The sequence below is a fragment of the Ruegeria sp. CDSC079 genome (assembly GCF_059610505.1).
Genome location: NZ_JBXWNT010000002.1, coordinates 388,572 through 401,002, shown reverse-complemented (window position 1 = coordinate 401,002; position 12,431 = coordinate 388,572). Strand labels below are relative to the sequence as shown.

The 12,431-nt window shown below is 52.9% G+C and carries 11 protein-coding genes; 7 read left to right on the top strand and 4 right to left on the bottom strand.

Features of this window, described 5'->3' with window-relative positions; genetic code table 11:
* Nucleotides 1-96 precede the first annotated feature (96 nt).
* The 4 genes from AC2FIC_RS05285 to AC2FIC_RS05270 all read left to right on the top strand — a co-directional run bounded on the left by AC2FIC_RS05285 (nt 97) and on the right by AC2FIC_RS05270 (nt 4,215).
* The gene (locus AC2FIC_RS05285) at nt 97-1,335 is read left to right on the top strand and encodes a TRAP transporter substrate-binding protein (protein WP_142638251.1); all 1,239 of its coding nucleotides are present in this window, start codon (nt 97-99) and stop codon (nt 1,333-1,335) included.
* A gap of 65 nt (nt 1,336-1,400) precedes the next feature.
* Complete coding sequence (locus AC2FIC_RS05280; protein ID WP_496692258.1) at nt 1,401-2,066, top strand: TRAP transporter small permease; 666 nt, start codon at nt 1,401-1,403, stop codon at nt 2,064-2,066.
* On the top strand, nt 2,066-3,424 hold the full coding sequence (locus tag AC2FIC_RS05275; RefSeq protein ID WP_496692257.1) for a TRAP transporter large permease: 1,359 nt from the start codon (nt 2,066-2,068) through the stop codon (nt 3,422-3,424). Before AC2FIC_RS05280 ends, AC2FIC_RS05275 begins: the two co-directional genes overlap by 1 nt.
* A gap of 11 nt (nt 3,425-3,435) precedes the next feature.
* On the top strand, nt 3,436-4,215 hold the full coding sequence (locus AC2FIC_RS05270) for an IclR family transcriptional regulator (protein ID WP_496678596.1): 780 nt from the start codon (nt 3,436-3,438) through the stop codon (nt 4,213-4,215).
* Between the two features lie 712 nt (nt 4,216-4,927).
* On the opposite strand, the gene AC2FIC_RS05265 is transcribed toward AC2FIC_RS05270, so the two are convergent.
* From AC2FIC_RS05265 to AC2FIC_RS05255, 3 genes are all read right to left on the bottom strand, one after another.
* The gene (locus tag AC2FIC_RS05265) at nt 4,928-5,179 is read right to left on the bottom strand and encodes a DUF1194 domain-containing protein (protein WP_496692342.1); all 252 of its coding nucleotides are present in this window, start codon (nt 5,177-5,179) and stop codon (nt 4,928-4,930) included.
* Between the two features lie 46 nt (nt 5,180-5,225).
* Nucleotides 5,226-5,996, bottom strand: coding sequence for a hypothetical protein (locus AC2FIC_RS05260; protein WP_496692256.1), 771 nt, complete (start codon nt 5,994-5,996; stop codon nt 5,226-5,228).
* Between the two features lie 73 nt (nt 5,997-6,069).
* Nucleotides 6,070-6,585 carry a DUF805 domain-containing protein gene (locus AC2FIC_RS05255; RefSeq protein ID WP_496692255.1) on the bottom strand — a complete coding sequence of 172 codons (516 nt, stop codon included), beginning with the start codon at nt 6,583-6,585 and terminating at the stop codon, nt 6,070-6,072.
* Nucleotides 6,586-7,154: 569 nt separating this feature from the next.
* On the opposite strand from AC2FIC_RS05255, the gene AC2FIC_RS05250 reads away from it, so the two are divergent.
* Entirely contained in the window at nt 7,155-7,454 is a 300-nt protein-coding gene (locus AC2FIC_RS05250) for a hypothetical protein (protein WP_142638995.1), read from the top strand.
* 124 nt (nt 7,455-7,578) lie between these two features.
* Nucleotides 7,579-9,123, top strand: a complete 1,545-nt coding sequence (locus AC2FIC_RS05245) for a ShlB/FhaC/HecB family hemolysin secretion/activation protein (protein ID WP_496692254.1) — start codon at nt 7,579-7,581, stop codon at nt 9,121-9,123.
* A gap of 1,348 nt (nt 9,124-10,471) precedes the next feature.
* Here the strand turns inward: AC2FIC_RS05245 and AC2FIC_RS05240 are convergent.
* The gene (locus AC2FIC_RS05240; protein WP_496692253.1) at nt 10,472-10,609 is read right to left on the bottom strand and encodes a hypothetical protein; all 138 of its coding nucleotides are present in this window, start codon (nt 10,607-10,609) and stop codon (nt 10,472-10,474) included.
* Between the two features lie 398 nt (nt 10,610-11,007).
* On the opposite strand from AC2FIC_RS05240, the gene AC2FIC_RS05235 reads away from it, so the two are divergent.
* A complete protein-coding gene (locus tag AC2FIC_RS05235; RefSeq protein ID WP_496692252.1) occupies nt 11,008-12,372 on the top strand; it encodes a DUF6538 domain-containing protein in 1,365 nt (454 codons plus the stop codon).
* Nucleotides 12,373-12,431: the final 59 nt, after the last annotated feature.

The window sequence follows — 12,431 nt, the reverse complement described above, 5'->3', positions numbered from 1 at the left end:
CGACGCGACTGAAAAAAACTCTATGCAAGATGCGAGAAATATACTAGCCTTTTTTGATAAAAAACGTCTCATTAATTGCGATCAGGGAGGTAAGCAATGGAGATCGGTAAGAAACTAAGTGGCATTTCCCGGCGAGATTTTTTTCGTGTGGCCGGGCGCTATGGCATGAGTTCGACACTGCTGGCGGCAGGTGGGTTCGGTGGCGCGATGAGCCTGGCGAATCTGGCGCAGGCAGCCGAATCAACCTATGAAAAGCGCTTCTCGAAAGAGCCAAAGCACACGCTTAAATTCGGCGCATCGGGCTTTAACACCCGCAATCTGCTGATCGAACGCGCCGGCGCGATCGAGTTTGCACGCGATCTGGAAGAGCGCACGGACGGTGAAATTCGGATCGAGTTCATTGGCGACAACCAGATCTGCGGCCAGCTGAGCTGTGTTGAAAAAACCCAGCAGGGCATTGTTGATATTTACGCGGCCTCGACCCAAAACTCGGCTGGAGGCGCGCCGTATCTCAACGTGCTGGACTATGCTTACATGTTCCCTAGCCGGGCAGCGCAGTATCACTTCTTCTACAGCCCGGCGAGCCAGCGCATTCTGCGTGATCCGCTTGAGAAACGGCACGGCCTGAAGTTCCTGTTTACCCACTGTGAATTGCGCGGCCTGCAAATGGGTTCAACCTTTGCCGACAAGCCGACCGTCACCAAACTGGAAGAGCTGTTCGGTACAAAGAACCGTGTGACGGGTACGCAGCTGGGACGCATTGCGATGCAGCTGTTGAACCTGAATCCGGTACCGGTTGCATGGGAAGAAACTCTGGATGCGTTGAAGACTGGTCTAATCGACGGGGCTGAAACGTGGGCATCGGCCGTCGCATATGCCAACATGGCTCCAGTGGTGTCGCAGTCAGTCAACCTGAAATTCTTCTGCGGCACTGAACATACCTCAATGTCGGCCAAAGTGTTCGACAGTCTGGGCGGGGAGCTGCAGGATGCTGTGATGGAGTCTTCCTACTTTACGCAGGCTTTGATTCAAGGTGCCAATGAGGCGGCTTTGCTGAACACCGTCGGTTTCTCGGAACCGCAGCTGCCTGATACTATCTTCGCCGAAAATGGAGTACGTCCGGCATTCCTGCCAGATGATCAGATCAAACTGGCCGAAGAGATGTGCGCCCCGAACTACAACCCCGAACCCTGGGCGCAGTGGCGTGAGCGTTTGAACAAATGGGCCGGTGGCATCGATACCTATCAGGAAATTTACGACATCGCGCGCGAGATTCCGGCTGACACCCTGCCGGAAAACGTCGAACCGCGCCGTTGGTGGAAAGGCGAAGCCTGATACAAAAGACGAACCGGCCCCAAGCGGGCCGGTTCTAATACACACCGACTGGGAGGACGGGGTACATGTCGTTTTGGGCAGACACAGGCGCGATCTTCAGTGCCTTTCTCAGCCAGGATTCGTTCGAGATTCAATCAGCGCTGGAATCGGACGCCGCATGGGTGTTGGGCGCGGTTGTTTCAGCCATGGGCGGATTCGTGATCATGCTGATCTATCGGACAGTGCCGTTTATCGAGCGCCATCTGGAGCGGTCGGTGATGGTATATTCTTACCTCGCGATTGCGTTGATCATTTTCTGGGGCGTGATCGACCGATTCGTGTTCAACGATCAAGAACCGTGGTCCACCACTATCCCTCCCTTGTTGTTTATGGTGATGGCGTGGTTCGGGGCTACGTACAATGTTCGCCTGCGGACGCATCTGAGTTTCAATGAGTTCCGCACCGCAATGCCCCGAGGCGGGCAGTTGGCCTGTTTGATCCTTGATGCGGTGCTGTGGTTCATCTTTGCGGTGATCGTCATCGTGACGACCACGCGACTGGTTGCGTTATCGGCGTCGAATTTTCAGATCGTTCTTGGCACGGACAATATCATGCAGTGGTGGTTTTTGCTGGCCGCGCCTATTTCGTTCTTTTTGATGATCGGGCGTGTGTTTCAGAACCTCGCCGACGATCTGCAAAACTGGAAAACAGGTGAGCCGCTGATCAAGCAGGCCGTGATCGGAGCAGACTGATGACAGACGGAACTTTGGTTACACTGATCTCACTTGGGGTTACCTTTCTGTTCATGCTGGGCGTGCCGGTGTTTTTGGTCATCGGCTATTGGGTGATCGGCTGCTCATTCGTCCTTGGCTTGACGCTGGACAATATGGGGGCCGAACTGTTGAACGTGTTCAACAAAGGCTTTGCCCTGCTCGCGATGCCGCTCTTTATCCTGACTGGAGACCTGATCAACAAGTCTGGTATTGCCCGAAGGCTCAGCGATTTCGCCTATGCCTGTCTGGGCTGGATACGTGGTGGGTTGGCGATGGCATCGCTTGGTGCCTGCGGGTTATTCGCGGCGATTTCGGGATCAAACTCGGCGACGACAGCCACAATTGGTTCGATGCTGCACCCCGAGATGGTCAAAGGTGGCTATGACGAACGGTTCAGCGCGGCGACCGCTGCGGCAGGGGGTACTGTAGGGATCATTATCCCGCCTTCCATTATCTTCATCGTCTATGGCTTCTTGATGAACCTTCCTATTTCCGAGTTGTTCGTGGCGGGCATTCTTCCGGGCGCGCTCATGGTCTTTGGTATGCAATTCGCGTGCTGGATCATTTGCCGCATGAACGGGTGGGGCCATCTGATCCCTTTGCAGCTCAACCGGATACTGAAAACGGCATTTGGCGCCTGGCTTGGATTTTTCGCCATTGGGCTGGTGCTGTGGGGCATCTACACAGGCAAGTTTTCCCCGACAGAAGCCGCGGGCGTGACGGTTGGCTTCTGTGTGATCGCTGGTTTGCTCAGCTATCCGATCAATCGGATTATGGGGGCCAGAAACGACATATCGCCAACCGAGAAGAGTTACGCCGAAATGTTCGTGGTCGAAGGCTTTACGATCCCCGAGATCCCCTCGATCGTGATCCGCTCGGCCCAGATCACTGGCATCCTCGCTCCGCTGATCGCGATATCAGTTGTGATGCAACAGATCTTGTCATTGCTCGGCGCGCAACAAACCATTGGAGATTTTGTAACCTCGATGGGTGGGTACTATGCGGTTCTGTTCACGTCGATGGTGATTGTCTTCTTCTCGGGTATGGTTCTGGAAAGCCTACCTGTAACCATAATTCTCGCCCCAATTCTTGCGCCAATCGCGGCCTCGGTTGGGATTGATCCAATCCATTTCTCGGTGATCTTCCTTGTGGGGGCGTCCATTGGATTCATCACACCACCTTATGGGCTGAACCTCTATGTGGCTTCAGGAGTAACAGGAGTACCCTATTTCCGGTTGCTTCGGTATACGGTACCCTATCTGGTGGCGCTTCTTTCGGTTTGGATTTTAGTGTCGCTTGTGCCCGATCTGGCCTTGATACTGCTGCCAAATAGCTAGACTGTTGCAGGATGGCCGAGACGGAAACACAAGAAAAAGAAACTCAAATACCGACCAACCTCCGCCTCCTGCTGATCCTTGAGGAGGTGGCGCGGCGTGGCGTTTCCGTAAAACCATCGGATCTGATTGAGGCATTAGGTCTTGCCAAGCCAACAATTCACCGTCTGCTGCAAACCGCAGAAGCCGAAGGGTTTCTGCAGCGGGATCTCGATGGCAGATCATATGGCCCGGGGCACCGGCTGCGACTGCTATCGGTCAACACCATGTCGTCCGAGCATTTGCGCACTGCGCGACTGGCGATCTTGCGCAGTGTGGCTGAAACTGTTGGCGAGACATGTAATCTCGCCATTCCAGACCGCGAGGGCATGATCTATCTCGACCGGGTGGAAACGAAGTGGCCCCTGCGAATTCAACTGCCGGTCGGAACACAGGTGCCCTTCCATTGCACGGCCAGCGGCAAGATGTACCTGTCCACACTACGGCAAAGAAAGCTGGATGGGTTTCTTTCGGCAGGACATCTACAACCACAAACCGAACGCTCGCTGACCGATCCCAAGGCATTGCGATCGGAGATCCGACGTATCTCTGAGAATAGTTATTCCACCGATGACGAGGAATTCATGACCGGAATGACTGCCCTAGCAGTACCCGTTCAGGATGGACAAGGCCGATTGGTAGGCACGCTTTCGGTTCACGCGCCGACACAACGTCATGACGTCAACAGTCTGATGTCGTTTCTGGGCATACTTCAGAAGGGAGCGAAGCAGCTTTCGGCTCTTTTGAGCGAGTGACTAATGCTTCAGATGACAGTCAAAGCCTGATTTTTTTCACCAGCTGCGAATTCGATCATCGACCGGTTTGGAGAATTCTGCACCAGAACGGATGAGAGCGCGATAAAAGTTCCGTGTACTCCGTTCGTTCAACTTTGCAGAGTCGACATTAGCGCACCGCTGCCATTCCTAGCTAGCGCAGCATCTGTCACTCTGGGCTCTAACCAGTTCCTGGCAGTACTACGCGTGAACGTCCGCTCCCCACCCAACCCGCCAGCACCAGCGACCAGTCTTCAGCCCCCGGAATCGATCGTCAGCGGTCGTCTTAACGGCAGTGAACGGTTGATCTAGCAGTTGGAAATGCCCGTCGCAGAGCTTAGCGAAATAACCATAAGCGTACAAATTTCGCTCGGTTCGTACAAATCGATGTCAATAAGTTTGTCTACTCACACCGTATCGAAGATTCACCATCATTTGTGTGGTTCCATTGGAAGCGCGGAAAACTAGTTTCCCTTAGAATATTGCTGCTGGCTTTTTTGTATCGAGCCACGGCTGGTTGATGCAAAGGCCGATTCTAGGGTTCGCTCCAGATATGTTGGTTCCGTTCCCAGATCTTCTCGCCAATCAGGCAGTCTGAGGGTGAGGTCAGTTGTGCCTTCATAACCTCTCCTATTGCTGGCGCTGACCCAATTTCCAGTACCAGTTTTCATCGTACGGCCTCCGCAAAGCCCTGCTAGTCAAGCACCGGGATTACGAATGAACCAGGTCCGCCTGTCACACAGTTCTGGTAGTAGACGTCAAGATCGTCGAAGTGCCACTGACTCCCCAGACCTTCGCGGGTCATCAGCGGTAACCCATTTATAATAATCGACTTCGACAATACTGCCTCACGGGCCCGCAAACCGGGCGGAAGTTGCGAAACATCAGCCGCTACAGCTGATGAGGTCCAAACTAGACCCGAAACAAGCACAATCCCGAAAACCATACCTTTCAACTGGCGCACTATTTGGGAAGCTGGTTGGAGGCTGGCATCAATTGCATTGATCATACCTGTAGTCCCCGTACTCCAGCCAGTTTGCCGAGCCTTCCCTAAAAATCAGAAATTCGGACCTGTCTTCCCCAAGCATGGCGACGACAAATCCGGCCGGTGGCTCAGAGTTTCCGAAGTAACTGTAGGCCGTCATGGCTCTGATCGACTCGCCGTTGACCGTTACTCGCGCGTCCCACTCCCCCTCCGGGTTTTCCAAAATCATGGGTTCGATCACGCGTTTTATCGCTCCTCCTCCACAATAGACGATGCCTTCGGGTGCTTCGTAGGAGGCTCCCTGGCTGGCATCCGAAGCGCACTCAGAACGAAGGGACCGAATTGCCGCGCGGGAACCTTTTAAGTCGAAGATTCCATAGCTGACATCTTGATCAATCATCGACAAATTAACCGATGCATTGGCCGCAAGCTGGTCCAATACAAAACCATAGTCCTGCTGACTATTGAAACTGATCTCGACGGGATAATTGTCAACGATCTGCAACACAGCGTTTTCAGCGCCAACCTGAAATGCCCCAACCTCGGTGGTGCCGTTCTTCAAAAAACGAAAGGAAAGCCCTTGCTTCTCCGCAATGTCCTGGCTGTCCTCATATCCAGCTGGAGCAAAGCGAATACGGTTACACTGAAGCTCTAGCGTCATGTTTCCGGTCTGAATAAATGCATTGGGATTAGGCCCGGAACTGAACGACCACTCCGCCGATGCTGTGGTCGCCATTGCCATCATTAGCGTTCCAATGGAAATCGGTCTGAAACTCATTTTCTCTCTCCATGGTGTTGCGGTTTGCACTTTCATTCAGCAGAGATTCCGACCTGTTGCCCGGACAACGAGGTCAGGAAACAGGTGCGCCGTATTCGTTTGCACCCTCTTGGGAAGGTCGTGTCAGCCACCAGATCATCAGAATGGACAGAACGAATTGCAGAATTGAGACAACAACTATACCGGTCAAACCCAGGACTGCCGCGGGTCCTCGCAATGCATCGGGGTTTTCGGTCCCTTGCTCCAATACCGAAAAGAACGCCACCCCACCCAGCATAACAAAAAGCGTTGCAATGCTGAGCGCCATCGGCAGCAGCAAGAACCAACCAGGTCGTCCTGTATCATGCAGCCTCCGCCAACCGGCGGCTAGCATTGGTATGAGAACGGCCAGTTGAAAAACAGAGGACAGAACCCGAGATCCTTGGCCTGTTTCGGGGTTTGTCCCGAACAGGATCGAATCCAACCCGGCAAAAACGGCACTTACGAGAACCACAAACAAGAAGAACCACCAGTATTCTGTGCGTATAGCCCGCCCGGAGAACTGGAAGTATTTCGAGAAACACGTTTTAACTGCTTCACCGAATCCCATCTTTCATTCCTTTCTCAGTTTCTGTGCGGTCTCAAAACATTTCGCCGCTCAGGAGAACACACTCTCCCCTCTGGGTACTCCCACTTACCTTTTTGTTTGAAAGCAGAAGCCTATCGTACGAGAGCGTAAAGAAGTTTACGCGCGGAAAAAATGTTGATTTATGAAAAAATATATTCGAACATACGAATTCGACACAACTTTTTTTTACCTCCGTTGTTGTCGCTGTCGCCCGATCTACCGGGCCCTTCCGACTGCTGGAGTGAGTGCCGGCGGTCGGAAGGCACTTCACAATAATCTGGCTTGGGAGAACACGATGCTCAGACTTAACGTACTCGCCCTCTCTCCCAAGTTCGCTCTAGCTTTTACCAGTGACGTCATACGGCCATCACACGTTGTTGGCGGCCTCGGTAGTCAACGTAATGTCGTTCTGCCCCACAAGCCCCCCGCGGCAAGTTTTTGGGAAAGGTAGTCAAAGGATCGAGGTGTGTTCTGTTGGCTGCACAGACGCAAAAGCTTCAAACATGCGCATCCAATTTCACAAATTTCAAAGGAACCAGAGGGAGAAGAAAATGACTAACAAGAAGGTGATGATTGCAGGCGCGACATGTTTCGCATTGCTTGCAGCCTGCGACGACACGAGTACGTCCAGCGCGTCCGCCGAGCTCACGCCCGCTCAGCAGGCATGTTTACGGGATGTAGCCAACACGACAAACAATTCGCAAGTCGTGGTGCTCTCATCCGCGTTTAGCGAGGCGGGAACACAGGTCACTGTAGGCGTTGGTGAGGATCGCGCTCCGTGGAATTGCATTGCCTACAGTGATGGCGCGACAGCTGGTATCGAGTTCCTTGGCGACGAAGGCGCATTGTAGTCTGTTCGCTGTGTATCTCGAAAGCACCAGTCGTGATCAAATTTGAATAACGGCAAGCTTAGACATTCAAACCTCGTAATAGGATTGGGTTTTAACATGCTCAATCATGCTAAGGTTGTAGAAAATGCCCGTAACCAACTCGGTTGTAATTGCGATCATTTGCACTTTTGTGGCCATTGTTTCAGTTCCAAAATACAGCATTGCACAAACTTGGGACATAGCATCACAGCACTCTGTCAGCGGCGTAACTGTGTATGATTCAGATGAGCTGTTAACTTTTGCCGGTCAGTTGGCCTTTGATCGGTCAGGGCGCATCACAGCGGTAGAGGTCGCATCAACGATCACGCAGATCTACCGAGAAGACGGCTATTTTTTGGCTGAGGCCTGGCCTGGCCCCGATGGGCAGAGCATTGTTGTTGATGAAGGGCGTATTCAAACCATCGAAATTGAAGGTGTAGATACGCGCACGTTCCAAACCTTGGAAAAGATCTTTCGCCCCCTCACCACCGCATATCCAATAACTCTCAAACAATTTGAGCGGGCGGTTATGTTGGCCGAGGACATACCTGATTTGGAATTGTCGACCGAACTTGATTATCCGGATCAGGCAGGTGCCAGGCTGAGAGTATTGGGAGAGCCTCTGCGCAAACAAGCCGGGAGTGCGACACTCGACAACCCTCCGCGTGAGCTTGGAGATGCGCTCAGCTTCTATGTCGTACAAGAGTTTTATTCGACGCTGACCGTCGGGGATTTACTGCGCTTTGAGGGATCAGGCAATTACAATTGGGACAAAGACGACGAACACTCTTTGTGGGGCGCTGTTACCTATCGCACGCCGCTGAACAGCAATGGTCTCTACGGTGAGATCTTCTACGGGAACATAAACGCAAAACGTGACCTCTCGGGGGACTTTGCGAGAACAGATATTGACGGCGAGAACTTCACCGTCGCGATGGGTTACCCCGTGATCCGCGATGTAGCCCGATATGGATATTTTCTGCTGGATTATCGCCTTTCAAAAGCGGACTCAGTCAGTGGCGGCGTTCCATTGTCCAGTGACGCGAGCGTTGTTGGTCTTACGTATCTTTACGGGCAAAACTATCCAAAAGGGCAAGCTCTGGAAGCGGGGCTAACCTTATCTTTTGGTGACAATGACAATGACACGACAGACGCAAATTTTGACGACGGAGACTCTTCGTTCTGGCATCTGCGGGGTGGCATCGGATACGAAAGCCCACTAACGGCTTTGGCACCCAACACAGCTTGGCGCACCGAGATCTGGGGCCAGTTCACAACCGACCGGCTGCCCTCGGTCGAGGAGTACTTCCTTGGTGATCGTTATGCTTTGCGCGGATATCGTTTCGACGAAGTAGACGGTGATTCCGGGATTTCCGCGATTTTCGAAGTGTCGCACTCCTACTTTCCAAGTTCCCAAAGCATTCATCGCTTAACGCCTTTTGTCTTTTTCGACGTGGGTTACATCTCGAACAATGACCCAGCGAGTTTTGAAGTTGATAATGCTACACTGGCTTCGACAGGTCTGGGTTTGGACATCGAGTTTAAGCAAAACCTTTTCCTGTCCGGATATGTCGGTGTCCCTTTGAGAGATGGCCCTTTGACCGACTCAGGCGATCCTGGCGCGTATCTTGCTCTGACAACAAGTTGGTGAGGATGTTATGAAACGGAACTGCATTGTTTTACTTACCGCAGCTTGTTTGGTCGCAGAGCTGGCCGCTACACAGGTCGTCGCGCAGGGAAATCATTTTGGGTGGTGCCGTGGCGTAGGGAATCCGCACCAGTCTAGCCAAGGATGTGGGCAGGCCGGTGGGCAAGGGGCAGGCAATCAAATTACCGGCCCAACGCAGCCGGTGGCAAATCAGTTGCCGCCTAAAGGAACACAGCAAACGCCCACATCAGTTACTGTTCCAGTCCTTGCGCCGGGCGCGGTCCCGAACGCAATTCCCGGTCAGGTTCCTATTGCGACACCAATAGCGGTTCCAGGTCAGGTTCCCACGCCGGTCCTAGCGCCGACCCTAGTTCCGCCTTTGACACCAAACGCGACACCAAACCGGGTTCCGACAGCTGTTCCAAATCAGGTTCCCTCATTGGCTACCGGTCCTACCGCGGTGCCGCCGCAAGTTCCGACTGCAACTCCCAATCAAGTTCCGATAGCTATCCCTGGCCAGGTTCCGCCTCAAGTTACTGGCCCGACGGCTGTCCCGCCCCTTGTGCCAACAGCAATACCCAACCAAATACCAGTCGCAGTGCCTGGTCGTGTTCCGCAACCCAGCGGCACTACAGCGACGCCACCGCTTGTCCCAACCGCAACCCCCAATGAGGTTCCCACCGCGGTTCCTGGCCAGGTTCCACAGTTGACACCAAAACCTACGGCAACTCACGTGGCCGTCCCAGGACATCCGAAGCCACAAGGCGTCGTGACAATCATGCGCCCAAAGCCGAGGCCGACAACCGGTACTGTTCAGCAACCTGGCACAACACAAGTGACCCACCATTTAACCCACCAAAGTAATTCAAAGAAACACGATCACGTCGCAGCAACACCTGGACGGCATGACCCGCACGACCTGCCGAGGTTCCGCAGCGCGGCGGCCAAGGAAAACTGGGAATGCGTTGCCAGCGGATTTGGACAGCGCCGGTATGACGCTGGGCGGGGCGTGTTACTGAACAACGGAGCATTGCGGCACCTCGGGAACGTGGACGCAATGGCTCGTGATGTACCAGCACGGCACCCGAAGCATTCCGGATGCATTATCTCGGTCAAACGAAAGCAGCGCTGAAGCTCGCTGGGTAGGTTTTGCTCGGGTAATGAGATTAATCGACCAATAGTTCGTCAATTGTCATCTGGATAATTGGATTTCGTATTGCCTTTAATCCCTGGCGCTTACGTTGGCTGATGTAGCCCAACAATGCTCCGTACCCAAATTTACTTCAAATAGGCCAACAATCTAAAGTGCCGCACTTCCACGAAAAGCCTCCGACCATCTGGGCCGGTCAAATTAGGCAAGCGAAACTTTGAACGGTAACTTTGCAAAGTCAGCTTTCTGCGTAAAGCCGCCGTTAGCAACGACAGTTGCTGCAATCGCGGCGAATGTCGACTCAGTGGCCACCTGCTCAATGCCCGCTTCGGTTTGCATGAAGATCGCGGCTGGGAATATTTCTACAAATAGCCGCGTCGCGCCATGCTGTGGGCTCAGAAGTCACTTTGATTTTTTCCGGGAAATCGTGCCAAATTGTCCGAAAGCCGCCGCGCTGCTAAATCAGTTCTTTGTATTCGTACTTTTCACCAAGCGGTTGTCTCGGCACACAGCTTCGGGCAATGCAAAACACACTGATGGATGCAATGGTAGATACACAAAGCAGATATCAGATCAAAGCCTTGATATTGAATAATTTATCTTAGCTAAATGGTGCCCGAGGGCGGAATCGATTTCTTTTCCGCACCCCCTTTAACACATTGTTATTGTGTGGTTTATGAAATCTCGATACGGGCAATTGTGTAGCAAAATGCGTAGCAAATTGAGGAGCGAACCAGTTGGGAAACGAAGGCAAGAAAAACCCACCCGGCATGTATCCGAGAAACGGAATCTGGCACCTTCGAATGAGGGTCCCTGCGCGCTACGCGTTGGTGGAAACGAAATCTGAAATTCACCGCACCCTGGGAACCGGCGACCGGGAAGATGCCACTACTCGCAAAGGGATCGTCAAGAAGCAAATCCTGGCAGAGCTCGACGCTAAACTCGCAGGTAGAAACCCATCATCTGCAAGTCACTACGAGGCCATCGCGGAACTGGCCACCTCCAGAAACTTCTCCTACCAGACAGCCGGAGAATTGGAAGCAGCAGGTGCAGCTTCGATCATGGATCGAGTTTTGCATCTGATGGAAAACAGGGACCCACCACAATCTTCTGCAGCGACTGCACTTTTGGGAGGAGTCGAGAGACCGAACCTGACTATCACGGAAGTCGCGGAAAAAATGCCAGAATGGTATCCCGAAAACGTAAAGGGCAAAGCAGCAACGGCAAAGAGGCACTGGAAGGCAATGTGGACGCGTCCTGCCTCCAAAGTCGTCAATCACTTAGGATACGATCCAGTTTTCCACGAGATTTCACGTTCCGAAGCCGTTGCCCTCCGGGACGCGCTGAAAGACAGAGTCCTCGAAGAAGATATGTTGGGGAAATCTGCCCAGAAAGAACTACGCCTGCTGAACACCTTGTGGGAAAAATTCCATGATCATCTTGGGGTAGATGAGCGAGTAATGCCACCATCACCCTTCTACAATCTTGGAAAAGGCTTTTCTGCTCTTGATGACGAAGATGGCAGGAAACTCGAAGTGCCCGTCGAAATCATCCGCGACAAAATCGTCGCTCCCGGTGCGCTTGATTTCATGAATGACGAATTACGAGACATTACTCTTGTTCTGGCTGAAACTGGAGCACGTCAATCCGAAATCACCGACCTGCCACCCCATTCTATCGTGTTGAACGAGCCAATCCCACATATCTTCATCCGGAAAGAAAAGGGGGAATGGGCGCGGGAGATCAAGAACAAGCCAAGTAAACGGAGAATTCCTCTTGTCGGCGTTGCGCTGGAAGCCTTCCGGCGGAATCCGGAAGGGTTTCCAAGATATCGTTACAGAGGCACCTATTCAGCCGCTGCAAATAAGGTGCTTCGTGAGCACAATATTCTGCCCGAAGAGATCACGATCGGAGGTCTGCGTCACACATTTGAAACCCGCATGAAAGACGCTGGCTATGAGAACGATACGCGCGCCGGAATGATGGGGCATTCCGTTAAAAAGGCACGCGGGCGCGAAGAATATGGCAACGAAATGCCGCTCGAAAAGAAACTTGCGATCCATCACGCGATCATGCTCACATCCCAAGCCGAACAAACATAACAGGGGGCGTGATTTGGCCTAATTAGGGTCTTCCGAGGCGAGAGCTACAATCTATACGC

Coding starts and splice junctions, on each gene's coding strand:
- AC2FIC_RS05285 (WP_142638251.1), top strand. CDS start 97: ATGGAGATCGGTAAGAAACTAAGTGGCATTTCCCGGCGAGATTTTTTT.
- AC2FIC_RS05280 (WP_496692258.1), top strand. CDS start 1,401: ATGTCGTTTTGGGCAGACACAGGCGCGATCTTCAGTGCCTTTCTCAGC.
- AC2FIC_RS05275 (WP_496692257.1), top strand. CDS start 2,066: ATGACAGACGGAACTTTGGTTACACTGATCTCACTTGGGGTTACCTTT.
- AC2FIC_RS05270 (WP_496678596.1), top strand. CDS start 3,436: ATGGCCGAGACGGAAACACAAGAAAAAGAAACTCAAATACCGACCAAC.
- AC2FIC_RS05265 (WP_496692342.1), bottom strand. CDS start 5,179: ATGGTTTTCGGGATTGTGCTTGTTTCGGGTCTAGTTTGGACCTCATCA.
- AC2FIC_RS05260 (WP_496692256.1), bottom strand. CDS start 5,996: ATGAGTTTCAGACCGATTTCCATTGGAACGCTAATGATGGCAATGGCG.
- AC2FIC_RS05255 (WP_496692255.1), bottom strand. CDS start 6,585: ATGGGATTCGGTGAAGCAGTTAAAACGTGTTTCTCGAAATACTTCCAG.
- AC2FIC_RS05250 (WP_142638995.1), top strand. CDS start 7,155: ATGACTAACAAGAAGGTGATGATTGCAGGCGCGACATGTTTCGCATTG.
- AC2FIC_RS05245 (WP_496692254.1), top strand. CDS start 7,579: ATGCCCGTAACCAACTCGGTTGTAATTGCGATCATTTGCACTTTTGTG.
- AC2FIC_RS05240 (WP_496692253.1), bottom strand. CDS start 10,609: ATGCAAACCGAAGCGGGCATTGAGCAGGTGGCCACTGAGTCGACATTC.